General features: G+C 58.8%; 19 protein-coding genes and 1 rRNA gene. 16 read left to right on the top strand and 4 right to left on the bottom strand.

The genetic code is table 11. The features are described 5' to 3' along the window. Positions 1-11 precede the first annotated feature (11 nt). The 5 genes from B0G52_RS23565 (at position 12) to B0G52_RS23545 (ending at position 7,713) form a co-directional block, all read left to right on the top strand. Positions 12-890: a carbohydrate ABC transporter permease gene (locus tag B0G52_RS23565; RefSeq protein WP_094047858.1), complete on the top strand. Its 879-nt coding sequence runs from the start codon at positions 12-14 to the stop codon at positions 888-890. Positions 891-942: 52 nt separating this feature from the next. Continuing rightward, positions 943-3,237, top strand: coding sequence for an AraC family transcriptional regulator (locus tag B0G52_RS23560; RefSeq protein WP_094047857.1), 2,295 nt, complete (start codon positions 943-945; stop codon positions 3,235-3,237). A gap of 20 nt (positions 3,238-3,257) precedes the next feature. Continuing rightward, complete coding sequence (locus B0G52_RS23555; RefSeq protein WP_094047856.1) at positions 3,258-5,015, top strand: glycoside hydrolase family 35 protein; 1,758 nt, start codon at positions 3,258-3,260, stop codon at positions 5,013-5,015. After that, positions 5,012-6,157 (top strand): glycoside hydrolase family 88 protein, encoded by a 1,146-nt coding sequence (locus B0G52_RS23550; RefSeq protein WP_094047855.1) that lies wholly within the window; start codon positions 5,012-5,014, stop codon positions 6,155-6,157. Before B0G52_RS23555 ends, B0G52_RS23550 begins: the two co-directional genes overlap by 4 nt. Before the next feature lie 161 nt (positions 6,158-6,318). Next, positions 6,319-7,713 (top strand): MDR family MFS transporter, encoded by a 1,395-nt coding sequence (locus tag B0G52_RS23545; protein WP_094047854.1) that lies wholly within the window; start codon positions 6,319-6,321, stop codon positions 7,711-7,713. A gap of 94 nt (positions 7,714-7,807) precedes the next feature. Here the strand turns inward: B0G52_RS23545 and B0G52_RS23540 are convergent, their stop codons facing one another. Further along, complete coding sequence (locus tag B0G52_RS23540; protein ID WP_094047853.1) at positions 7,808-8,668, bottom strand: SDR family NAD(P)-dependent oxidoreductase; 861 nt, start codon at positions 8,666-8,668, stop codon at positions 7,808-7,810. A gap of 181 nt (positions 8,669-8,849) precedes the next feature. Between B0G52_RS23540 and B0G52_RS23535 the strand changes: the two genes are divergently transcribed. Next, positions 8,850-9,329, top strand: a complete 480-nt coding sequence (locus B0G52_RS23535; RefSeq protein ID WP_094047852.1) for a MerR family transcriptional regulator — start codon at positions 8,850-8,852, stop codon at positions 9,327-9,329. 90 nt (positions 9,330-9,419) lie between these two features. Here B0G52_RS23535 and B0G52_RS23530 read toward each other — a convergent pair whose 3' ends face one another. Continuing rightward, on the bottom strand, positions 9,420-10,157 hold the full coding sequence (locus B0G52_RS23530; protein ID WP_094047851.1) for an AAA family ATPase: 738 nt from the start codon (positions 10,155-10,157) through the stop codon (positions 9,420-9,422). Between the two features lie 175 nt (positions 10,158-10,332). Between B0G52_RS23530 and B0G52_RS23525 the strand changes: the two genes are divergently transcribed. The 5 genes from B0G52_RS23525 to B0G52_RS23505 are packed head-to-tail and all read left to right on the top strand — an operon-like array spanning position 10,333 to position 18,214. Beyond that, the gene (locus B0G52_RS23525) at positions 10,333-11,775 is read left to right on the top strand and encodes an SWIM zinc finger family protein (RefSeq protein WP_094047850.1); all 1,443 of its coding nucleotides are present in this window, start codon (positions 10,333-10,335) and stop codon (positions 11,773-11,775) included. Positions 11,776-11,808: 33 nt separating this feature from the next. Continuing rightward, positions 11,809-13,593: a HEAT repeat domain-containing protein gene (locus tag B0G52_RS23520; RefSeq protein WP_094047849.1), complete on the top strand. Its 1,785-nt coding sequence runs from the start codon at positions 11,809-11,811 to the stop codon at positions 13,591-13,593. Further along, complete coding sequence (locus B0G52_RS23515; protein WP_094047848.1) at positions 13,569-14,660, top strand: ATP-binding protein; 1,092 nt, start codon at positions 13,569-13,571, stop codon at positions 14,658-14,660. Before B0G52_RS23520 ends, B0G52_RS23515 begins: the two co-directional genes overlap by 25 nt. Next, positions 14,657-16,978: a DUF5682 family protein gene (locus B0G52_RS23510; RefSeq protein ID WP_233162979.1), complete on the top strand. Its 2,322-nt coding sequence runs from the start codon at positions 14,657-14,659 to the stop codon at positions 16,976-16,978. The genes B0G52_RS23515 and B0G52_RS23510 overlap by 4 nt, the downstream gene beginning before the upstream one ends. 3 nt (positions 16,979-16,981) lie before the next feature. Then, positions 16,982-18,214 (top strand): VWA domain-containing protein, encoded by a 1,233-nt coding sequence (locus tag B0G52_RS23505; protein ID WP_094047846.1) that lies wholly within the window; start codon positions 16,982-16,984, stop codon positions 18,212-18,214. Between the two features lie 73 nt (positions 18,215-18,287). Here B0G52_RS23505 and B0G52_RS23500 read toward each other — a convergent pair whose 3' ends face one another. Next, positions 18,288-18,650, bottom strand: coding sequence for a hypothetical protein (locus B0G52_RS23500; RefSeq protein ID WP_094047845.1), 363 nt, complete (start codon positions 18,648-18,650; stop codon positions 18,288-18,290). Positions 18,651-18,774: 124 nt separating this feature from the next. On the opposite strand from B0G52_RS23500, the gene hprK reads away from it, so the two are divergent. Then, positions 18,775-19,689, top strand: coding sequence for an HPr(Ser) kinase/phosphatase (hprK, locus tag B0G52_RS23495; protein ID WP_094047844.1), 915 nt, complete (start codon positions 18,775-18,777; stop codon positions 19,687-19,689). Beyond that, positions 19,686-20,723 (top strand): TraB/GumN family protein, encoded by a 1,038-nt coding sequence (locus B0G52_RS23490; protein ID WP_094047843.1) that lies wholly within the window; start codon positions 19,686-19,688, stop codon positions 20,721-20,723. Before hprK ends, B0G52_RS23490 begins: the two co-directional genes overlap by 4 nt. 147 nt (positions 20,724-20,870) lie before the next feature. On the opposite strand, the gene B0G52_RS23485 is transcribed toward B0G52_RS23490, so the two are convergent. Beyond that, the gene (locus tag B0G52_RS23485; protein ID WP_094047842.1) at positions 20,871-21,935 is read right to left on the bottom strand and encodes a bifunctional 3-deoxy-7-phosphoheptulonate synthase/chorismate mutase; all 1,065 of its coding nucleotides are present in this window, start codon (positions 21,933-21,935) and stop codon (positions 20,871-20,873) included. Between the two features lie 517 nt (positions 21,936-22,452). On the opposite strand from B0G52_RS23485, the gene B0G52_RS23480 reads away from it, so the two are divergent. The 3 genes from B0G52_RS23480 to B0G52_RS23470 all read left to right on the top strand — a co-directional run. Then, the gene (locus B0G52_RS23480) at positions 22,453-23,496 is read left to right on the top strand and encodes a PAS domain-containing protein (protein ID WP_094047841.1); all 1,044 of its coding nucleotides are present in this window, start codon (positions 22,453-22,455) and stop codon (positions 23,494-23,496) included. Between the two features lie 33 nt (positions 23,497-23,529). Further along, on the top strand, positions 23,530-24,261 hold the full coding sequence (locus B0G52_RS23475) for an ATP-binding protein (protein WP_233162977.1): 732 nt from the start codon (positions 23,530-23,532) through the stop codon (positions 24,259-24,261). Between the two features lie 364 nt (positions 24,262-24,625). Further along, positions 24,626-24,718 (top strand): 16S ribosomal RNA (locus tag B0G52_RS23470); the annotation flags it as partial.

The following is a 24,718-nucleotide window of genomic DNA, read 5'->3' as shown; positions in this document are numbered from 1 at the left end:
GGGAACGATAGATGATGAAACTGACCGCGTCCGATCGCGTTTTCAACTTAGCCAACGGGATACTCATGCTCCTGCTCGTCGTCATTACGCTGTATCCCTTTTACCACGTCGTTATGGCGTCTTTGAGCGACTCGAACCGTCTGATCGCGCACCAAGGCTTGCTGCTTAATCCGCTCGGCTTCAGCTGGGACGCCTATGCTCGCGTGCTCGACAATCCGAACATTTTCAGCGGGTATCGCAATACGTTCATTATTCTGATCGTCGGTACGCTCACCAACCTCTTTTTTACGGCGCTGGGAGCTTACGGCTTGTCGAGGAAGTTTCTGCTCCGCAAGCCGATCATGATCGCGATCATCTTCACGATGTACTTCAGCGGCGGCCTGATTCCGACGTACTTGCTGGTCAACAATTGGCTGCATATGGGCAACAGCCTGCTGGCGCTGATCGTTCCCGTCGCCATCAGCACGTGGAATCTGATCATTATGCGCACGTCGTTCGAGGCGCTTCCGGAGAGCTTGATCGAATCGGCGAAGATCGACGGAGCGGGAGAGTTCGGCATTCTGTTCCGGATCGTCATCCCGCTGTCGATGCCCGTCGTGGCGGTCATGATTCTGTACTACGGCGTCGCGCACTGGAATTCGTGGTTTAACGCCATGCTGTTCCTGCGCAACCGGGAGCTGTTCCCGCTGCAGCTCATTCTGCGCGAAATCCTGGTCCTGAACGATACGAGCTCGATGCAGCTCGGCGATGCGATGGCCGACCAGGAAGGCGTAAGGGAAAGCATCAAATATGCTACAATTATGGTTGCTACGGTTCCGATTTTGCTGATTTACCCGTTCCTGCAACGATTTTTCGCCAAAGGCGTCATGATTGGAGCTGTGAAAGAGTAAGCGCCGCAATCGCGGACTCGGACGATACTCGACATCGGCGGTGAAGACTGATATGAAGCGCAAGGTTTATAAGTTTTGGTTGTATTCTTATCTGTTCGTCCTGTTTATTCCAATACTCATAACCTTGGTCGTATTGCTGCGATCGCAGGATATGCTGGTCACGGAAGTGCGCAAGTCCAACGACACGCTTCTGGATCAGGTCCGGCAATTCGTCGACAATCAGACCGCCGACATCAGGCGCTTCGGCACCCAGTTATCGTTCGATCCGAAAATGACGGCCTACTTGAACCGCGATACGCTTAATACGACGGAAGCCAGGTTCAGCACGATGGACATCATCACGAATCTGAAGTCGTATACGTTCGCGAACGGCGATATTACCGACGTCTACATTTATCTTAAAAATCATAACTCCGGCATTACGACAACGACGTTTATGCCGGCAGACGACTTGTTTTCCGTGCTGCACAAAACTTCCGGGATCAGTTACGGCGAGTGGCTCGATTGGGTAGAGAAGGGCGATCCCGGAACGTTCATGACGTTGAACGAGAACATGCAGCAGGGAGCGAACTCTCTTGTTTACGTGCAATCGCTGCCGCTGCAGGAGATGAAGCAGTCCCGTGCCACGCTTGTCGTGCTGATGAACCAGAGCAGGCTCAAGGAAGCGATCTCGAAAATCGAGCTCGCCAGCCAGGGGACGGTGTACGTGCTCGATCGGGAAGGCCGTCCGATTATGACGACCGGCACGGAAAGCGAGCTGCGGGAGCTTCCTCTGGAGCTGATGCGGAATGCTCGCGGCTTTATGGTCGAGCGAATCGAAGGCAGCAACGCGGCAATCTCTTACGTCCGGTCCGACGAGACGAATTGGACCTACATTTCGGTGCTGCCGGAGCAAGTCTATCTGGCCAAAGTGACGCTGCTGAAAAACCTGATCTACCTGGCGATGCTGCTGTGCGTCGTATTGGGCGGGCTGTCGGCCTTCTGGCTGACGAGACGGAATTACGCTCCGATTCAAAACATGATGGACTTCGTGTCCAGCAAGGTTAAAACGAATATGAAGAGCATGTCGAACGAGTTCGCCGTCCTGCAGTCGTTCATGACCGAAAGCGCGGCGATCCAGGATGAGGCCAACAAGCGGATGCAGGAGCAGAGGCTCGTGCTGCGCAATCAATTTTTGAATCGTCTGCTGAGCGGCCGGGTGGATACGGAATCCGCGCTGTCGCAGGCGATCGAGTCGCACGATCTGCGCTTCGAGACGGACCGATTCACGGTGCTGCTTATGCAGATCGAGGATTACGCTCCGCTGTTCCAGGCGAATGAGAAGCTGGATTTGGAGAAAAAATCGCAGTTCGTCTACCTGATCGTCACGAACATTTTCGGCGAAATGCTGGCGTCCGGCTATCGCGCATATTTTACCGAGATCGACGGGAAAATCGCATGTCTGGTCAACTTTCTCGGCAAGGAGAAGGAAGCGAAAAAAGAGCTGCTGCACATTGCGGCGGAAGCGAAAAAATTCATCCAGGAGCGGTTCTTCATCCGCTTCACCATTGGGGTGAGCGACGTTCATACGCTCTGGTCTTCGATTCCGAAATGTTACGAGGAAGCCGAGGAATCGCTGGAGTACAAGCTGGTGCTCGGCTCCAACCAGATTATCGCGTACGAATCCGTCAAGCGGCCTAAAAACGAGCTGTACTACCCGCTGGACAAAGAGCGTCAGTTCATCAACCAGATGGCCGCGGGCGACTACGAGCAGGCGGCGGAAGTGCTGCAGCGCATTCTCGTGGCGAATTTCTCGGAAGGCACGCTGTCTCCTCAGATGGCCAAGCTGCTCATGTTCGAGCTGGCGGGCACGATGCTGAAAGCGGTCGAGCAGTTCCAGCTCGGCACGACGGAAATTATGGTCGAGAAGACGGATCTGATCAAGCAGATTACACAGTGCGAGACGTTCGCGGAGATGGAAGAGGAGATCCTGGCATTCCTGAAAACGGTGTGCGACTACTTGCAGCAGAAGAAGAAAAGTCACAACACCGACTTGAAGAGCCAGGTCGTGGAGCATGTGCTGGGCAACGTAAGCGACATGAATTTGAGCTTGACCAGCATTGCCCTGGCTTTCGACATCAATCCGACCTATCTGTCCCGGTTCTTCAAGGAGCAGACCGGGGAGAATCTGATCGATTTCGTCAACAAGCGGCGGATCGACAAGGTGAAATCGCTGCTGACGTCCACGGACGACGCGATTCAGAACATCGCCGAGCAATGCGGCTTCGCCAGCAGTCAATCGCTGCTGCGCGTGTTCAAGAAATACGAAGGCATCACGCCCGGACAGTATAGGCAGAGCCGGGGCTGATTGTACATGGGGGAGTTCAGATGACGGTATTCGCCACGGAAGGCAATCAATTTACCTATAACGGGCAAAGCATTCGCGTTCTGTCCGGCGCAATCCACTATTTCCGGGTCGTTCCGGAATATTGGGAGGATCGCCTGCTGAAGCTGAAAGCTTGCGGGCTGAACACGGTAGAAACCTACGTCCCCTGGAACCTTCACGAACCGCAAGAAGGGCGGTACGTATTCGAGGGGATTGCGGATCTCGTCGGCTTTATCGAATTGGCGGGACGGCTGGGACTGCACGTCATCGTGCGGCCGAGCCCGTACATCTGCGCGGAATGGGAGTTCGGCGGGCTTCCCGCCTGGCTGCTGGCCGACCCTGGCATCCGGCTGCGCTGCTTCGACGAGCGTTATCTGGAGAAGGTCGATCGCTATTACGACGCTCTGCTGCCCAAGCTCGTTCCTTATCTGTGCACGAACGGCGGGCCGATCATCGCGATGCAGATCGAGAACGAGTACGGCAGCTACGGCAACGACATCAAGTACCTCGAATACTTGCGCGACGGCATGGTGCGCAGAGGGATAGACGTGCTGCTGTTTACGTCGGACGGTCCGGAGGATTTCATGCTGCAAGGAGGCATGGTTCCGGGCGTGCTGGAGACGGTCAACTTCGGCTCGCGGGCCGACGAGGCGTTCGCCCAGCTTCGCCGCTATCAGCCGGACGGACCGCTGATGGTGATGGAGTTCTGGAACGGCTGGTTCGACCATTGGGGCGAGGAGCATCACACGAGAGACGCCGCGGAGATGGCCGAAGCGCTGGACGACATTTTGCGGGCAGGGGCTTCCGTCAATTTCTATATGTTTCACGGCGGCACGAACTTCGGGTTCTGGAACGGCGCGAACCACCATTTGACTTACGAGCCGACGGTGACGAGCTACGATTACGATACGCTGCTGTCGGAATGGGGCGAGCCGATGGACAAGTTCTACGCCGCGCGCGAAGCGATCGGACGGTACGTCGAGCTTCCCGAGCTAAGTCTGCCGGAACCGCTCGCGCGCACAAGCTACGGAACGGTTCGGCTGACGGAGCGGGCGGATTTGTTCACTGCGCTGGACAAGCTGTCGGCGCCCGTCCGCAGAGCTTGTCCGGAGCCGATGGAGGCGGTCGGGCAAGGCAGCGGCTTTATTCTGTACAGCACGCGCGTCTCCGGCCCGCGCCGGGACAACGAGCTTGTGCTGCAGCACGTGCGCGACCGCGTGCTCGTCTTCGTCGACGGCCGTTATGCCGGCGTCGTCGAGAGATGGGCGCCCGAGGCCGACCCGATCCGGTTCGATATTCCGGCGGAGGGCGTGCGCCTCGACATTCTGGTCGAAAACATGGGACGGGTCAATTACGGCCCGCTGCTGAAAGATCATAAAGGCATTACCGAAGGCGTTCGCCTGGGCAACCAGTTTCTGTACGATTGGGAAATCCGGCCTCTGCCGCTGGACGATCTGTCGGCTCTTGTCTTCAACGGCGAGCAGGGACAAGGGCCGGCGTTCTACCGCGGCACGTTCGCCGTGGAAGGGCAGCCTGCCGACACGTTCGTCGCGCTGGACGGCTGGACGAAGGGCGTCGTCTACGTCAACGGATTTAATCTCGGCCGTTATTGGAGCAAGGGACCGCAGCGGCGTCTGTACGTTCCCGGACCGCTGCTGAGGGAAGGGGATAACGACATCGTCGTGTTCGAGCTTCACGGCACGAACGCGGCGGAAGTCGCGCTGCTGGACAGTCCGGATTTGGGAGGGAGCAACCGATGAGCTTATGGCAAGCGGCGATTGAGGACGCGCTGGCGAAAACGAAGCGCAACATCGAGAGGTTCGGCGAGCGGTTTCCGCATGTCAGCACGGACGGAGGCAAGTCGTACGTGCTGACGAACAACGACGACTGGACGGACGGGTTCTGGTCGGGCATGCTGTGGCTGTGCTACGAGTACAGCGGGGACAAAGCTTACCGCGAGGCCGCCGTCCGCACGGTAGGCAGCTTCCGGGAGCGGCTTGAGGCGAACCGGGTGCTCGATCACCACGACATCGGCTTCCTGTATTCTCCTTCCGCGAAGGCGCAGTGGATCATCGAGCGTGACGAAGAAGCGAGACAGCTCGCGCTGAGAGCGGCGGACAAGCTGATGGCCAGGTGGCGTGAGCAGGGTCAGTACATTCAGGCTTGGGGGCCGGCCGGCGATCCGGTGAACGGCGGGCGCATCATCATCGACTGCCTGATGAACTTGCCGCTTCTGTACTGGGCGTACGAACAGACCGGAGAGGAACGGTATCGTCGGACCGCCGTCCTTCATGCCGACAAGAGCCGCCGCTATCTCGTGCGCGGGGACGATTCCTCCTATCATACGTTCCACTTCAAGCCCGAGAACGGCGAGCCGGTCGGCGGCGATACGGCCCAGGGCTATACGAACGGATCGACCTGGACGCGCGGGCAGGCATGGGGCGTATACGGCTTCGCCTTGTCTTACCGTTACACGCGGGACGCGAAATATCTCGAGACGTCCAAGCGGCTGGCGCGTTTCTTCCTGAGCCATCTGCCGGATGACCATGTCGCTTATTGGGATTTCGATGTCCCGGTCGACGAGGCGACTTATCGCGACAGCTCGGCTTCCGCGATCGTGTCGGCAGGCTTGCTGGAGCTGCTTGACCTGATCGAGCGGGATGACCCCGAGCGGGCGTATTTTGAGGAAGGCGTGCAGCGGTCGATGGAATCGCTCGTTCGCAATTACGCGACGATCGGCAAGCCAGACGCGGACGGCTTGATCTCCAGAGGGTCGTATCACGTGCGCGGCAACTCGTCTCCGGACGACTTCGTCGTGTGGGGAGACTACTTTTACCTGGAAGCCTTGGTTCGCTTGGAGAAGGGGATCGCAGGTTATTGGCTGGAATCCGATAGAGGCTAGTGAGACGGCATCGATCAAGAAGCGCCCGCGATTGCAGATCGCAGCGGCGCTTCTTGGCGTCTGCGCTCCCCCTTCTGTTCGCGTTGACAAAGAATGAGCTCAGGCCTATGATCGGTAGAGTATCGAAGCAAGCATTATAAGCACGAGAGAAGGATAGCAAGATGTCTCAGAAGAAAACAAACCGTACTGTCGTGACGATCGGATTGCTGTCCGCGCTGTTCATCGGAGCGCTGGACTCGACGGTCGTAACGACGGCGACGACAAGCATTGTCAAAGATTTGCAAGGGTTGAGCCTGATCGGCTGGATTTTTTCCATCTATACGTTAACGACTTGCGTCACGACTCCGATTTTCGGCAAGCTGGCCGATTTGTTCGGGAGAAAATTGATTTTCACGATCGGATTGTCGCTGTTCCTGATCGGCTCCATCCTGTGCGGAGCGGCGGAGACGATGACCCAGTTGATCTGGTTCAGGGCGATTCAAGGGATCGGAGCGGGCGCGCTGACCCCGGTCATTTTCACGATTATAGGCGATATGTACACCGGCGAGCAGCGGGGCAAGGTGCAGGGCGTGTTGTCCTCGATGTGGTCGATCGCGGGCTTGGTCGGTCCGTTCGTGGGCGGCTATTTCGTCGATACGATCTCGTGGCGCTGGATTTTCTATATGAACATTCCGATCAGCATCGTCTCCTTCGTCCTCGTTCTCGGATTCTTGAACGAGAAATTCGACAAAGTCGCCAAGAGCAGAATCGACTACTGGGGCGCGTTGACGTTTACGATCAGCGTCTCGTGCTTGCTGCTCGCGCTGCTGACGGGAGGGGAGACGTACGCGTGGAATTCGCCGACGATCATCGGTCTCTTCGCGGTGTCGTTCGTATTTCTGGCTGTCTTCCTGTTCGTCGAATCCGCGGCCAAGGAGCCGATGCTGCCTCTGTCGCTGTTCCGCGAGCGGCGGCTTACGATTCCGTACGTGCTCGGCTTTTTCGGATTTTGCATCGTCGCCGGGGTGACGATCTACATTCCGCTGTGGATTCAGAACGTCATGGGGCTCAGCGCCACGACGTCGGGATTGATGCTGATGCCGATGTCGCTCGCTTGGCCGATCGCTTCGAATTTGTCGGGCAGATACATGTTCCGCTTCGGGGCGGGCAGATTCATGCTGCTCGGAACGATTCTCGTCGCAGTCGGGGCGCTGTGGCTGTACACGCTTCATGAGGGTTCCTCGTATTGGCACGTCATCGGGCTGCTCGTACTGATCGGCTTCGGCATGGGCTGCATCAGCACGCCGGCGATCGTGACAATTCAAAATTCCGCGGCCGCCAACATGCGCGGGGTCGCGACCTCCACGAACTCCTTCATGGGAACGCTCGGGCAGACGGTGGCGGTGGCCGTATTCGGCATGCTGTTCAACCGGGTCGTGACCGAGGACGTCCCGTCGCAGATGGCGGCCGGCATGCACGCGATCTTCATTCTGCTGTTGGCGATTGCGCTGGTCAAAATCTTCATCGCCGGTTTGCTGCCCAGAGCCGGCAAAGTGGAACAAGCGAAGGCGGCTTGACGCATTCGCATCCTAAAGAAAAAGCCTTCAGACACGAAAGGGGCAGTCCTCCGAGTGTTTGAAGGCTTTTTTCTATGTTTATGCAGCGGTGGCTTTAGAGCGCGGCAGCGTCAAGAAACTCGCGCTCGTAAATCGAATGAATCCTTTCCAATACGGTGTGCGCTTGATCCGTAAAATTTAGTTTCGCAACCTTGCCTTTCAGCAAAAACACGCCGGTCTCATTGCGATGCGTCCCGAGAGCGCCCTCGTACAGTCGGTTAGCCCCATGGGAAGGCGGAGCGAAAAACAGTCTCATCACCAAGCCGATCGCCAGCGGAAGCCCGGATTTGTTCTCCGATCTTAACGTATTGTTGCCGCCCGGGTCCACGCTGCGGATCTGGATGCCGTCCTTGGCCAACTGCGGCGCGATGGCCCGAGTCCACAGCGAAAGCGCCAGCTTGGAGGTGGCGTATGGGCCGAACAGCTTCCGGAAGGTTTTGGGGCGCTCCAGAGTTTCGAGATTAAACTCTTTCTTATAGGCAAATACGGAGGACGAGGTGTTGATCACCGTTTTCAAGAGGCCGTTGTTCAAGAGCTCCATCAATTCCATCACGATGATATAGGGAACGACCGTCAGCAGTTCGTAATGCTTCTCGCGCCCTTGTCTCGAATAGCTCAATTGGGAGAAGCTCCCGCCGGCGTTGTTAAACAGAACATCGATCCGCCGCTCCCTGCTTTTGATTTCTTCCAAAGACCGTCTCAAGCTGGCATAATCGGCAAGATCCTCGGTCTTGTACACGCGAAGTTGCCCGCTCTCCACCGCTTCCCCGATCTTCGTATCGTCCGCCGGAAAGTCCGAGCGGTTCAAAACAACGACCTGCCAGCCCTCCGACAGCAACTTCCGGGTTAACTCCAGCCCGATGCCGTGGTTTGCGCCCGTAATCAATGCAATATTTTCGCTTGGGTTCGCGTTCATCGTACATCTCCTCCTGTATGGGCGGGATATTTCCCGCCGGATAGCGTACATTCTAGATCTTGGAGTCGGCTTCAAGTCAAGGCGCCAAAACCAAATTGTATCCCTGAAAATAACATGGTTGACTTGGAGTCAGCTCCAAGTTGTATAATGCACCCAAAAGCGATATCCGGGAGGGAACGGAATGAAGGCAGGGCAGACGTTTACGATCAAGCAGACCGCCGCGCAAACCGGAATTACCGAGGACACAATCCGTTATTACGAGAAGATCGCGCTGCTGCCCCGGGCGAATCGGAAGGACAACGGGCACCGCATCTACCGGGAAGAGGACGTCAATACAATCCGGCTGATCTCCTGTCTGAAGAAAACGGGGATGCCGCTGGAGGAAATGCGGCCATTCCTCGCGGTTTCCGTTGACGCCGATCCTGCGGAATACCCGGAGCTGGCAGAGCGCTTGAGGAGCCACCGGGAAACGATCGTCAGCCAGATCGCCTCGCTGCAGCAGGTCGTCGATTTTATCGACATGAAGCTGGACGTGGGGAAATACCGCGGGGATTGTTCGGAGGAAAACAAGGACGGGGCGCTGAAGAAGGAGATCGTCTCGCCCATCGAGATGAGTTATTTTTCCGTGTCGGCCAAAGCCGGCAAGCCGGTCCGGCGCTGATTAGGGAGACAGAAGGGGCATGCGCGTTTCCGGGTTTTCGGATAACGATGCATGCCCCTTCTATGCTTGGAAGCCTTGGCTTGTGTAGAGTCAATCGTCGCCGAACAAGTCGCGGAACACGGCATTGCGGTTTTCGAGAAACCTTCGGGTCAACTGGTAATGCAGCGTGTCCTCGTACGCGACCTCGGCGATCGGAGCTTCGTCGAACGAATAGATGCGCGCGCCCGGAAAGCCGAGCAGAATCGGAGAGTGCGTCGCGATGATGAATTGGGCGCTCGACCGCATTCCGTGGAGGATGGACAGCAGGTTAAGCTGGCGCGCGGGCGACAAGGCGGCCTCGGGCTCGTCCAGCAGGTAGATCGCCTGCTTGCCGAAGCGGCTGCGGAACAGGCTCAGGAACGATTCGCCGTGCGATTGCTCGTGCAGCGACCTCCCTCCGTAAGAGGCATAGATCTCGTCGCGATATCGGGGCTGCTCCCTGGCTTCCCGATCCAGGTGGCTGGCGAAGTCGAAAAACGATTCCGCGCGCAGGAAGAAGCCGTTGCGAACCTTCGGCAGCCAGGAAAGGCGGATGTAAGGGCCGAAAGCCGCCTCGCTGTTTTCCAACTCGTAGATCTGGTTGACGCCCCCGCCTCCCGTATGGAAGCCGCACTGCCAAGCGATCGCTTCGAGCAGCGTGGACTTGCCGGAGCCGTTCTCCCCGACGAAGAACGTCACCGGGGCTTCGAAGCGCAGCCTGTCGGTTTTGCGCAGGGCGGGAACGGAGAACGGATAACCGCCGCGGGACGGGAAGCGGTCTTGCAATATGGTCACTTCTTTCAGGTACATAGACGTACGGTCTCCTTGCGGAATAAGGCTTTTTACTTATTTTAACGATTCTAATCTCCCGAAGTTGCGAATCTATATAAGTTGCGACCTTTTTCCCATATTTCCCATTGCGAGAGGGAAACCCCAGTCCAATCGGGAAGTATTCAAAGATGACTATAACGATGCGAGGGATCCCATGAATCAGTTGACCGAGTCCTACGTGGACAGTCTCGCCCTCAACGCCGCCGCCATTAAGAACGGCAAGGATCTGGCGAGGAAAAAGAGCTTTCAGAGTCTCAGCCGCACCGAGGACGGCACGCTGTTGTTCGGAGAATGCAAAGGGAGCGGCAAGGAGCCCTACCGCTGCTCGGCGGACTTCGTTAATCCGGACAGTCCGGCGTTCCGCTGTTCGTGTCCGAGCCGGCAGTTTCCCTGCAAGCATCTGCTCGGCTTGATGTACGCGTACGTATCCGGCTCTCCGTTCTCCGTGGCCGAGGTGCCGCAGGAGATCGCGGACAAGCGGGAGAAGGCCGAGAAGCGGGAGGAGAAGAAACGCGACGCGGCGACTGCCGAACGGGCCGAGCCGGCCAAACGCAAGACGAACAAATCCGCTCTCGTCAAGAAGACGGCCGCGCAGCTGGAAGGGCTGGAGATCGCGGAGAAGCTGCTCCGCAGCCTCGTGCAGTCGGGACTCGGAAGCGTGGACAAGAAAACGATCAAGCTGCTGTCCGAGCAGTGCAAGCAGCTCGGCAATTACTACATACCCGGTATTCAGGCGGCCTTTCGGGCGCTGCTGCTCGACCTGGAGGCGGATCGGGATCGCGAAGCGATGTATACCCGGGCGGTATCGCGCATGACGCTGCTGCATTCCCTGCTGAAGAAGAGTCGGGAGCACTTAACCGCTAGGCGGGAAAATCCCGAGCTTCCGATGGATGTCGATTCGACGCTCGAGGAGAAAATCGGCCATGCCTGGCAAATCGCCGAGCTGCGTGAGCGCGGGTTGGCGCACGCCGATGCGCGGCTGCTGCAGCTGGCATTCCGTTCGTTCGAAGATCAGGCGCGGGGAGAGTACGTCGACGAAGGCTACTGGATCGAGCTTGCGACCGGGCGTATTCGCGTCACCCGCACTTTCCGTCCGTTTCGCGCCGCCAAGCACATTCGCGAAGAGGACTCCGTCTTCGACGTCGTGCGCGCCGGAGAACTGCTCGTCTACCCGGGCGATCTGAACGCCAGGGTGCGCTGGGAGACGCAGACGTTCGAGAAGCCGGACGCGCAGACGTACGATTCAGCGCTGTCCGGAGCCGTTCGCTCGTTCCCGGATGCGATCAAGCAGGTGAAAAACCAGATCAAAAATCCGCTGTCCGACAAGCATCCGGTTCTGCTGCTGGCGTTCAGGGAGATCGTCGTCGACGGGGAGGGCCGGTATGCGCTCGCCGACGAACAAGGCAACAAGCTGCCGCTCGCGGATATCGCTTATCTGGAGCAGCCGACGACGCATCTGCTGCCGCTTCTTCATCGGCGCGACGTCAAGGGCCAGGCGATGCTGGCGATGTTCGAGCACGACGCGGAAGGCGGACGGTTGCGCGCGCAGCCGCTCAGCCTCGTATGTGACGGCGGTGTCGTTCGTTTATTGTACTAGCCGGCGATCCGGCTGGCGAAGGAGGAACAGAGAATGAGTCTGGAGACGCTGCACGAACTGGACAGAGAGACGAGAAGGCTGTTTATCGCCGGGAGCAAGCTGGCCCGCGGCGATCTGAGATTAACGAAGCTGCTGCCCGCCGTCAAGAAGCTGGGAGAAGCCTCGCCCGTGTTCGCTCGGGTCGCTCAGGCGGTCGAGCTGACGCTCGGCGCCGAACCCGACGAAGCGGATACGAGGCTGCTCGACTTGTCGGCGCTGCTGCATTCGATTATGCATACCCAGGGGAGGACGGACGTTCCGGGAGAAGTCTCCCCGCTGGAAGGCGCGGATTCGTTCGATTACGGGATGCAGCCTTACCGCAAGCTGAAGCCGGTCATCGAAGCGCTGACCGTGAAAGGCCAGGGAAGAATGGAAGTCATTCGCCAGGCATGCGAGGAAGGCACGGTTCGCGACTATCGGCTGATCCTTCCGGCGATAGCCGCGCTCGACGACAGCTACGCGGAAATTCCCGAAATCGCGGAGGAGAAAATCGTGCCCGGATTCGGGCAAGCGGCGCTGCCTGCGCTGCTCGCCTCATTCCGCCCGGACGGCGGCAAGGGGGATTCGCGCAGGCTGCGGTTGATCCACCGCCTGCAAGGAGAGGCGGCGAAGGCGCTGCTGCTTAGGGCAGCCGAGGAAGGGTCGCCCGAGGTGCGGGCGGCGGCAGTCGAGCAGCTCGGAAGCTATGCGGATCAGGAAAGCTTCCTGCTCGCGCAGGCGGACGAGAAGCGCAAGGAGGTTCGTCGTGCCGCCCTGCTCGCCTTGGCGCGCGTAGGCACGCCTGCGGCGTCCGACCGCATCTACCGGGCGTTCGCGTCCAAGGACCGCGAGCTTGCCGTCGAGCCGATCCGGCTGTGCGCGGACGAAGAGCTCTCGCAGCGCGCCGTCGCGTACGCTCGAACGGTGAACGAGAACATGGCCGAAGACGCGGCGAAATCGGAAGAGGCATGGGCTCCGATTCAATCGGCGCTCGATGCGCTCGGAGACCGGAAGTCGACGGAATCGACGGCTCTGCTTAAGGAGTTGTTCTCCAACCCGCTGTTTGCCGCGCATGCGCCGTATTGGCTGCAGCGGACCGCAGGCGATCGGCTGACGGACGACGACGGGCAGGACGCCCGAAGCTTCGCCGTGTCTCTGGCGGACAACAACCGCGGCCGCTATTTGGGAATCAGCCTGTATGCCGCCGTGCGCAGCATGACTCCCGCGGAAGTGTACGAACGGTTCTCGAAGTACAAGGTGACGGGGAAGAGGAAGGCGCTGGCGGAAAGCATGCAGGCGCTGCTGCCGACGATATCGATCACGATGATGCGGGAAGAGCAAGAGGAGCCGTTCCGGCTGGACCCGCGCTGGCTGGAGCTGTTCATCGAGCAGGACGAATTGGAGGTCGTGACGAGGCTGGTCGGCGATTTCGATCGGCCGGCGGAACGATATTTGCTGACGAAGTGCGAAGCGAAGCCGCAGCTCGCCGAAGAAGGAACCGTTCACGCGCTGCTGGCTTTGTTCAAGATCGGCAGCAAGCAAGCGCCGGATATGCTGATGCATGTGCTGGCAGCAGGGCAGAGACGCACGATCTATTACTTGTCTCCCGAGCAGCGTTATTTGCTCGGACTGCTTCCCGGCTCTTACGCAGATAAGCTTGAGCAGTATACGGAGAAGCTTCATTACCCGAGCGTCCGGGAGCAGGTGCTGGAGATCGTGAGCGAATTGAGAGAGAAGCCGGAGGACGGTTCCGGCGGAGGGAAGGGGATCGTGGAATGGATCAAGCAACGAATGTATTGAGGTTGTCTTCGGAGAGGCTGTACGCCCGGGAGCTCGAGGCGCTGGCCGCAGTCGACCAGGGAGCGAAGCCGCCGGGATGGCGGCTGTCTCCGCGCGCGGCGCTGACGTTTATTACAGGCGGCGAAGCGGGCGGCGTTCCGATCCGTCCGAAATATATCGGGAACAAGCGGCTCGTCGAGATGGCGATCGCCACGCTGCTTACGGATCGGGCGCTGCTGCTGATCGGGGAACCCGGCACGGCCAAGTCGTGGCTGTCGGAAAATCTGACCGCCGCGATCCACGGCGATTCGTCCAAGGTCATCCAAGGAACGGCGGGCACGAGCGAGGAGCATATCCGCTATTCGTGGAACTACGCGCTGCTGCTGGCGCAGGGGCCTTCCGACCAAGCGCTGATCAAGAGTCCGATCTACCGGGCGATGGAGGAAGGCGGCATCGCGAGGTTCGAGGAGATTTCCCGCTGCGCCTCGGAGGTGCAGGATGCGCTCATCTCGATTCTGTCGGAGAAAACGATCTCGATTCCCGAGCTCGGACGCGAGCTGTCCGCGGCCAAAGGCTTCTCCGTCATCGCGACCGCCAACACGAGGGACCGCGGCGTGAACGAGATGTCGGCGGCGCTCAAGCGCAGGTTCAATATCATCGTGCTGCCGGCGCCCGCGAGCATCGACACCGAGGTCGACATCGTCAACCGCCGGGTCGCGGAGATCGCCTCCAGCTACGAGCTGCAGGCCGCCCTTCCGGACGAGGAGGCGGTCCGCAAGGTGGTCACGATCTTCCGCGAGCTGCGCGGCGGCGCGACGCTCGACAACAAGGAGAAGGTCAAGCCGCCGAGCGGCGTTATTTCCACCGCGGAGGCGATCTCCCTGCTCACCGGCAGCATGGCGCTGGCCGCCAGCTTCGGCACGGGCGAGATCGCGGACGAGGACATCGCGGCTTGCCTGCAAGGGGCGATCGTCAAGGACGAGGAGAAGGACCGGCTCGTCTGGAAGGAGTATCTCGACAACGTCATGAAAAAGCGGGGATCGGAATGGCGCAGTCTGTACAACGCTTGCAAGGAGCTGAACGGTTGAACGGGGAACGGGTGCGCGTCTTCGGCGTCAGGCACCTGTCCCCCGCGGGCGCGTATCATCTGCGGGCATATCTGGACAAGGTCAAGCCGACTGCCGTGCTGGTCGAGGGGCCGAGCGACGCGAACGCGTTCATCGGCCAGTTGACGGCGCACGGCGTGAAGCCGCCCGTCGCCTTGCTCGCCTATACGGACCGCCTTCCGGTGCGAACGCTGCTTTTTCCGCTTGCGGCCTATTCCCCCGAGTATCAGGCTTTCGTCTGGGCGAACAAGCGCGGCGCGCTGTGCGAGTTTATCGATTTGCCGACGGACCGGGCGCTCGCTCTGCTGGAGCTGCGGGAATCGGGCGGAGAGGACGACGCTGCGGAAGAGGCCGGGGAGAAACGCAGAACGTATGCGGGCTGGCAGCACTCGCTGTACGAACGGATCGCCGAATTGGCGGATGAGCCCGATTACGAGGCCTATTGGGAGCGCCACTACGAGCATGCCGGAAGCCAGGAGGCATACCGGCAGGCGATTCACGCTTTCTCGGGGAGCATGCGCGAGCTGACGGAAGCGGAGGAGCGGGCGTTCGTGCCGCAGGAGATCGCCTATAACGGGCTGCGCGAAGCGTACATGCGCCGCAGGATTCGCGAGACCTTAGCGGCGGGGCACGAGCCGGACCGCATTGTCGTCGTCACCGGAGCGCACCACGCTTCGGCGCTGGACCTGTCGCTTCCGGCGATGACGGACGCGGAGTTCGGCAAGCTTCCGTCCGTATCGACCAGCTTGACGCTCATGCCCTATACGTACTATAAGCTGTCCTCGCATTCCGGCTATGGAGCGGGCAACCAAGCGCCGGCATACTACCAGCTTTTCTGGGAGTGCCTGAACGCGGGCAAGCCGGAGCGGCTGCCGACGATCTATATGACCCGTCTGGCGACGCTGCTGCGCGAGTCGGGAACGTATCGTTCGACGGCGTCGGTTATCGAGGCGGTGCGCATGGCGGAAGCGCTGGCTTCCTTGAAGGGAGGCAGCAGGCCGACGTGGAAGGATCTGCGCGATGCCGCCGTCGTCTGTCTGGGCAACGGGGATTACGCGGTCGTTGCGGAGGCGCTGGCCCGCATCGACGTCGGAACGGCGATCGGCAAGCTCCCGGAAGGGGTCAGCCAGACGCCGATTCAGAACGATCTGAACCGCGAGCTGAAGCGGCTGAAGCTGGAGAAATACAAGACCGCCGTCGCCCAGGACCTGGAGCTGGACTTGCGGGAGAACCGGCGGGTGAAGTCCGAGGACGCGGCTTATCTGGACCTGAACCGCTCGGTGCTGCTTCACCGGCTCGCGGTGCTCGGCATCGGGTTCGCGCGCAAGCAGGCGGTCCGTCAGGAGTCGGCTTCGTGGGCGGAGCGCTGGGTGCTTCAGTGGTCGCCCGAGGCCGAGATTCAGACGGTCGAATCGACTCTGAAGGGCGAGACGATTCAGATCGCGGCGGCCTACGTCATTCATGAGCGGCTGCAGCAGTGCGAGAATCTGGCCGAGGCGGCCAAGCTGATCCGCGTATCCTGCGAGTGCCGGCTCGTCGAGGCGATGACCGAAGCGACGCGTACTTTGCAGGAGCTGGCCGTGGAAGCCGGCAGCTTCGAGCAGATCGCGGGAGCGGCGTCCGAACTGTCCGCGCTCGTTCGGTACGGCTCGATTCGCCGCCTGGAGACGGAGGCGCTCGTACCGCTGCTGAAGCAGCTGTTCCTCAGAGGCGCGCTGCTGCTCGTCGACGCCGCGAATTGCAACGACGATGCGGCCAGGGGCATGGCCGCGGCGATTCAGCAGATGCATGCGATCGCGCAGGAGCACCACGAGGAAGTGGACGAAGCGCTGTGGCGGGCCAAGCTGCGCGAGCTGGCGATGCGGGACGACCGCAATGCCAAGCTGTCCGGTTTTGCTTTTGCCATCCTGCTGGAGCGGGACGAAGTATCGGCGGACGAATGCTCGCAGGAGGTGTCGCGACGGCTGTCTCCGGGCGTCCCCGCCGATCTGGGCGCAGGCTGGTTCGAAGGGCTGTCGATGCGCAACCGGTACGCGCTGCTGTCCCGCGCCGCCCTGTGGGAGCAGCTCGACTTGTACGTTCAGTCGCTGGAGGACGAACCGTTTTACCGTTCCTTGGTGTTCCTGCGCAGGGCGTTCGCCGAATTCGAGCCGCGGGAACGCGCTTCTGTGACCGAATTGCTGGGAGACCTGTGGGGAGCGGGAGCCGAACAAACGAGCGAAGAGCTGCTGCAGCCGCTCGGCGAAGAGGAGAAGAAGAAGCTGGATGAACTTAACGAATTCGACTTTGGGGATTTGTAGCCTATGAGCGAGATCGAGCGGGAAAAGTTGAAGCGTTGGCGGCTCATTCTCGGAGCGGCGGCGGAGGAGAAGCTGGAGGCGATGGGCGGCTCCGCGCCCGGCGGCCTGCTGGACCCCGAGGATGCGCTGAGGGACGAGGCGCTGGCGGCGATCTACGACGAGACCGGCAAGGACGGCTCGGGTTCCGGCGTCGGAGGAGCCGGCGGCGGTTCCTCGGCCGCGCGGTCCGCGGGGCTCGGCAAGTCGGCTCCGCGTCTGGCCAAGTGGCTGGGGGACGTCCGTTCGTTGTTCCCGTCCGACATCGTGTCCGTCATTCAGTCGGACGCGATCGAGCGCAAAGGGTTGAACCAGCTGTTGTTCGAGCCGGAGCTGCTGTCCAAGGTCAAGCCGGACATTCAGATGGTGGCGACGCTGCTTGCGCTCAAGGGGCAAATTCCCGAGAAGGGCAAGGAGGCCGCGAGGCAGCTCGTGAGGACGGTCGTCGAAGACATTATGAGACGGCTTGAACAGGAGATGAGGCGGGCCGTAACCGGGGCGCTCAACCGGCGCCGGCACTCCCCTCTGCCTTCGGCCAGCGGGCTGGACTGGAAGACGACGATTCGCAAAAACTTGAAAAATTACGACCGGGAAAGAGGGCTGCTGATTCCGGACAGAGTGTTCTTCTACGACCGCGCCCGCAAGAGCAAGGAGTGGACGGTTATTCTCGATATCGACCAGAGCGGCTCGATGGCCGGCTCCGTCATCTACGCGTCGATCGTCGGCTCCATCTTCGCGAGCATGCCCGCGCTCGATACCCGCGTCGTCGTATTCGACACCGAAGTCGTCGATCTGACGGAGCAGTGCGCGGAGGACCCGGTCGATATGCTGTTCGGGGTGCAGCTCGGGGGCGGGACGGACATCAACAAGTCGCTCGCTTATTGCGAGCCTTTTATCCGCGAGCCGAAGAAGACGCTGTTCATTCTCGTGTCGGATTTGTACGAGGGAGGCAATCAGGCGGAGATGATCCGGCGTCTCGGAGAGATGAGGCAGGCCGGCGTGCAGGCGATCTGCCTGCTCGCGCTGTCCGATGACGGCGTGCCTTCCTATGACGAGGGGATAGCCAAAAGATTGGCGAAGCTCGGCATTCCTTGCTTCGGCTGCTCCCCCGACCGGCTGCCCGAGCTGATCGAGGGGGCGCTGAAAGGAATGGATCTGGCGGTGCTGGCGGACAGGATCAAGGCTGAACGAAAGGGATAACGCGTAAAGGGAGGGGCGCATCCGGCCCCCAAGCATGCGACTTGAAGCTCGAAGGCGACTGCGCCTTCGGGCTTTACGTTTGCGTCTCGCGAAGTGTGGGCGTTACGTATAAGTAAGGCGTGCGAGTCGTCGTGTAGGTGCCTTCGAGCGATTTCTCGCTTAGCAGCCCCGTCTTGACGAGCGCGGATATTTTCGCCGCATCGGCTTTGAACAACGCTCTCCACAGCTCGGGATCGGGCAAGGCGGCGGCCAACTGCTGGTCGTTGTAATGCCTCTTTTCCTGATAGACGATCTTGAGGGTGTAGTCGCCGAAGGAGAATTCCGCGTCCTGCGAGATTTCGTTCGTGATTTCTCTGCGAAGCTGTTCGAGTTCGTCTTCCGTCTGCTTGATCTGGGCTTTCAGCTGGCAGTACCGGGTAAGCTTGTCGACGTTCATTCGATAACCTCCATCTCTTTCGATATTCATAGATATGAGAGAATGAAAGAACTTATGAAAGCCGGCTGCCGATGTGGAAGATGAGGTTATTTTTGCTATAATGAAGGCGTTAGGGGGGAATCGATTGAAATCCATTACGGTGAAACAATTGCAGGAGAAGTTCAAGCTGGAGATTCTGGCCGGAGAAGACCGTCTGGATCGCGTCATCACGCGTTCGAGAGCCCATCGGCCGGGGCTTGAGTTCGTCGGCTATTTCGATTTCTTCCCGATGAACCGGGTGCAGGTGCTCGGCCGGAAGGAAATCAATTACTTGCATAAGCAGACCGAGGAAGAACGGAAGCTGCACATCGGCAACGTCGTGAAATATCATCCTCCTTGCTTTATCGTAACCGCGAATCAGGAAGGCTTGAAGTATTTGATGATTTATTGCCAGCAGGAAGGGATTCCGCTGCTGCGGACGCCGGATGCGACGACGGAATTTCTCGGCAAGCTGGACGCTTACTTAACGCAAGCGCTGGCTCAGGAGATCGCCATTCACGGCGTATGCGTCAACGTGTCGGGCATCGGCATTTTGCTGCGAGGAAAATCCGGCATAGGCAAGAGCGAGACGGCCCACACGCTCATCCGCAGAGGGCATCGGCTTGTCGCCGACGACATCGTCGTGCTGAAGAAGCTGAGCCCGAAGACGATTCTCGGCACGCACAACGAGACGACGCGGGAATTTCTCGCGCTGCGCAGCATCGGGCTGATCAACGTCGTTCGTCTGTACGGCAGAAAGGCGTTCCAGGACGAGACGCGCATCGTTCTGGACATCGAGTTGTGCCCGTGGAAGGACCAAGCGCTGAACAACGAGCTGGAGATGGAGCAGAAGTACACCGACTATCTCGGCGTGCAAATCCCCCACCTGGAAATCCAGCTTCAGCCGGGCAGGGACGTCGCCGGCATGATCGAAGCGGCGGCCAACAGCTGGTATTTGAAGCAGCAGGGCTACAGCGCGATGGAGGAATTCATGAAGCGAATCGAAGGGGAGATGAAATGATCCGGCATCTTGCGCGATTCGCGGCGCCGGCGCTGCTGACCGTCTTCCTGCTGCTCGCATCCGCGTGCAGCTCGGCGACCGAGACAGGACCCGGCGCGACGGCTTCCGGGACGCCGATCGCTTCCGAAGCTCCCGTCGTGGACACGGTTCCTTCCCCGAGTCCCGGTCAATCTCCTTCTCCGGAGCCGGCTGAGCCGGCCAAAGGTTTCCTATGGAAAGTAGAAGGCGGCGCCCATCCCGGCTATTTGGTCGGAACGATCCATATCGCCAACAAGGGGATGTACCCTCTCGATTCGCAGCTGGAGCGGGCGTTGGACGAAGCGGACTTCGTCGCGCTGGAGCTGGATTTGACGAAAGCCGACCAGAAGCGGACGCTCGAGCTGGTGAACGAGAGAGCGCTTCTGCCGGAGGGAACGACGCTTAAGGATGTTGTGGACGAGAAAGACTACGAACGATTCCAGTCGATTCTGAAAAAGTCGCTGCTGGCCTCTGCCGCTCCGATGCTCGATCAATACGAGCCCTGGTATGCGGCGATGATGCTGGAGAGCCTCCCGGCCATGCGGTTCATGCTGACCGATGGGATCGACTTGCATTTTGCGAAGCAAGCCCATAAGGAAGGAAAAGGGGTCATCGAACTGGAGTCGCTGGAATCCCAGCTCGACTTGTTCGACGGGCTTTCCGAGGAGCTGCAAAAGCACTATTTCCATCAGACGGTAACCAACAGCGGCAAGGCGATGGAAGGGATGCAGCAGTTGATCGACATGTGGCGGGCCGGGGAGATCGACGCGCTGGAAGCCGTCCACGATCAATTCGAGCAGGAAGGACGCGAATCGATGGGCGAGCTGTTCGACGAGTATAATGAAGCATTGCTGCTCAAGCGGAATGTCGAGATGACGGACAAGATCGACGACTATCTCCAGCATGGGGAAAACGGCACCTATCTCATCGCTGTCGGCTCCCTGCACATGGTCGGGGAGAGCGGCCTGGTATCGCTTCTGGAGCAGAAGGGCTACGAGGTCGAGTTTGTTCAATAAGCGTTCAAGGCAGACAGAAGAGCCGGATCGGTTGCCCGATCCGGCTCTTCAACTTGTATTAGGCGATTCCGAAAGGAGCTGTCCGCCGCCTGCAAGTTGTAATTCCAACTTATAATTATATGGTTATATATAGAAGCGTGATTGGAATTACGTAGGCAGGCCGACCTCTTCCAGAAACCGTTGGAATTCTTCGAAATTCATCTGCTGAGCGGCGTCGGACAAGGCGGTAGCCGGGTCCGGGTGCACTTCCACCATCACTCCGTCGGCTCCAGCGGCAAGAGCCGCTCTGGCGCATGGCCCCATAATATCTTTGCGGCCGGTCGAATGGGTGACGTCGACCAGCACGGGAAGATGGCTCTCCAGCTTCAGGATCGGCACGGCCGAGATGTCGAGCGTGTTGCGCGTCGCTTTCTCATAGGTGCGAATGCCCCGCTCGATCAGCATCACTTGCGTATTTCCTCTCGATACGATATATTCCGCCGAGTGCAGGAATTCGTCGATCGTCGCGGCGAGCCCGCGCTTAAGCAGAATAGGGGTTCTGACGTCGCCGGCGGCTTTGAGCAGCTCGAAGTTTTGCATGTTTCTGGCGCCGATCTGGATGACGTCGATGTACTCGCAAGCCAGTTCGACGTGTGCGGGATCGACGATCTCGCTGATCGTTTTTAAGCCGAATTCGTCCGCGACCTCCCTGAGGATCTTTAAGCCTTCCACGCCAAGTCCCTGGAAGTCGTATGGAGAAGTCCGCGGCTTGAACGCTCCCCCGCGCATGACCGAGATTCCCGAAGCTTTCAGCACGGCAGCCGTCTTGCGGACCTGCTCGTAGCTCTCCACGGAACAAGGGCCGGCGACCAGAATCGGCTTGCCGCCGCCGACAGCGATGTCTCCGACGGATACGACCGTATCTTCCTTATGCCTCTTGCGGCTGACGAGCAGATGCTTGACGTGATCCGTCTGCTGCAGCTTGAGCGAGGCCTGGAACACCTGCTTGAACAGATGGCGGATCGTCTCGTCGTCGAAGGGACCCTTGTTCAGGGCGACCAGCTCGTCGAGCATTTTTTTCTCCCGGACGGGATCGTATTTGGGTACGCCTTGCTTTTCCTTCTCTTGTCCGATTTCTTGCGCAATGCGCGCTCTCTCCGACAGAAGCTCCAGAAGCTGCAGGTTTACGGAATCCAATCGTCCGCGCAGCTCCTCCATTTTGCCGTGACTCATGTCCAATCTCTCCTTTGAATGTCGTTCGTTCCCGTATAACACAAAAAAGGCCTCTCCTCCGCAAGGGACGAGAAGCCGTGGTACCACCCTTAATTAGAAATCGTTCTCGCCGTTCCGGATACGGCCGGGAATCCATTTCTCACTCTGCCCTTTAACGCAGGGAATACGGGTTACCCTACCGCGCATCCGTTCGGACGCGTTATCAGGAACCGGCTCGGGAGTGAACTTCGGCGGGGCGTTCGCTCGGGCGCTCTCAGTCGGTGGCGCTCCGTCCCTGGCAGCAAAAGCTGATCGCTTACTCTCTCCGTCGTTGCCGTTAGGCAGCTTATTCAAGTGTTAGGTGCATTCTATCGTAAAGCTTTCAGCCCCGCAAGGCTGCGGGTTAACGCGCGTTTGCATCATTGCGGTAAAGTTCTGCGGCGGCGCATTATCCACAAAATGCTGATTCCTCTAATATATACAAGGAATTTGTCGCGGCTTGTTGAATAATATTCACATATCCCATTAGAGGTTCAAGGTGATTCCCATTAGCGAAAATACGTGGTTGAATTTGGACAAAATGCATCTCCTGAACGCGTTCCTCAACTCGACTTCCGACGCCGTATACGTAATCGACCTGAACGGCATCGTGCTGGAAGTGAACAACAAATTCGAACAATTGCACGAATGGAAGCGGGAAGAAATTATAGGCAGGGAGATTCCGCTGCGCCCCGACGAGAGGATCGCGGCGGAGATGATATTCGACCGAATTGTCCATGGGGAGAAAGTGACCGTGCTGGAAGCGGTAAAATCGACCAAATCGGGCGGTTCCTTCTATACGGACGTTACGATTTTCCCGGTGTTCGACGAGAACGGAGTATTGATAGCGCTTGCCGTCATCGAGAGGGACATTACCGAGAAGAAGAAAGCGGAGGAGAGGCTGCGGGAGAGCGAGGAACGTTATCGCGTTCTGGTGGAATGTTCGCCGGAGCCGATCGTCGTATGCCAGAACCACGAAATCGTGTTCCTTAACCCGGCCGCCATTCGGCTTATGGGAGCCGGCGAAGCGTCGGAGTTGATCGGCATGCACGTGTCGCGCTTTATGCACCCGGATGAAGTCGAGGAATTGCCGGAGCCGTCGGACTTGACGATGACGGAAAGCCGCTTGTCCGACAGGATGGAGAGACGCTTGGTTCGAGTGGACGGAAGCGTGATCTATGTCGAAGTGACTGCGATCATGATCAATTTTCTAGGCGTGCCATCGATGCAATTGCTGCTCCGGGACATGACAGACCGCAAGAAGGCGGAATCCGAGCTGGCCCTCAAGGAGCGGGAGTTCAGCCGGGTTATCCAGCTTTCCCCGGAGCCGATCCTGCTGCATCAGTCCGGAGTGATCACGTTCGTCAACGATGTCGCCGTAAAGCTGCTGAACGGACAAGCGGCTGCCGACTTTATCGGCCGATCTGTATTGGACTTTTTCTGTCCGAGCTATCTTCCGATTATTCTCGAACGCATGACGAGGGTGGTTCAGACGGAAGGATATTTGGAGTTTATCGAATTAAAGCTCCGACGGCTGGACTGAGAGCTCGTCGACGTCGAAGTATCTTCGATCTGCGTGCGGCGCGATCCGCGTCAGCCGCTCGTTCAACTCGTCATTCGGGATCTGACCGACCGCAAGAAGACGGAAGAGATGATTCGCAGATCCGACAAGCTGTCGATAGCCGGGGAGCTGGCCGCGGGGGTTGCCCACGAGATTCGCAATCCGCTGACATCGCTTAAAGGGTTTATGCAGCTGCTCAAGGCCAAGAAGACCGAATACGTGGACATTATGCTCGTGGAGATCGATCGAATCAGCTATATCGTGAACGAATTTATCGGCATGGCCAAGCCGCAGGCCAGAAATTACGTCGAATGCGATGTCCAGTCTTTAATGAATGAAGTGATCGTATTTATGCACCCGCAATCGCTGCTCTATAATGCGCAGATCAGGCTGCAGGCGGATCCGCCTTGTTTGCCCGTCCGGTGCGAACCGAATCAGATCAAGCAGGTGTTTATCAATATTCTTAAAAATGCGATCGAGTCCATGCCTGGCGGCGGCACGGTCGAGATCGGCATTCAGATGTTGGAGGATCGGCGCGGTGTCGTTACCCGAATCGTCGATCAAGGGGGAGGGATACCGCCGGATCGACTGGCGAAGATCGGAGAGCCGTTCTTTTCATTAAAAGAAAGCGGGACCGGCCTTGGCTTGATGGTCTGCTACCGGATCATCGAAGCGCATAAAGGAAGAATCGATATTCGCAGCGTCATGAACGAGGGGACGACGATCGAAATCGAGCTTCCCGTATAGCGACGCATTTTTGGAAGGATCTCAAGCAAGGACGAGAGGGGGTGATTTTTTTGTGAAAAAAGAGTTGCATTGCGGAGAGGGTTCGTGGTATATTCTAATGCCTGTCGCTGAAACGAAGCGAACTTGAGAGAGTCGCCGAGGTCGAACAAACTCGAAAATTATCGTAACTGGTAAAAATTGAGGGTTGCAACGCGGTGCGGGATGCGGTAAGATAAAGACCTTGCGCCGGAAACGGGGCAGGCGAGAAACACTAGATTGTTCTTTGAAAACTGAACATTGAGCGTAAGAAACAAACAACGTCGGAAGACGGCTTCGGTCGTCGGAAGGCAAACCAGCAATCAAGTAATGAGCCTTCTGGCTCTCTTTCATGGAGAGTTTGATCCTGGCTCAGGACGAACGCTGGCGGCGTGCCTAATACATGCAAGTCGAGCGGAGTTAGGAGGGAGCTTGCTCCCAA

Source organism: Cohnella sp. SGD-V74 (genome assembly GCF_003001675.1).
GTDB lineage: Bacteria > Bacillota > Bacilli > Paenibacillales > Paenibacillaceae > Cohnella.
The sequence above is the reverse complement of the archived record's forward strand: the minus strand, read 5'-3'. Positions and strand labels throughout refer to the sequence as shown.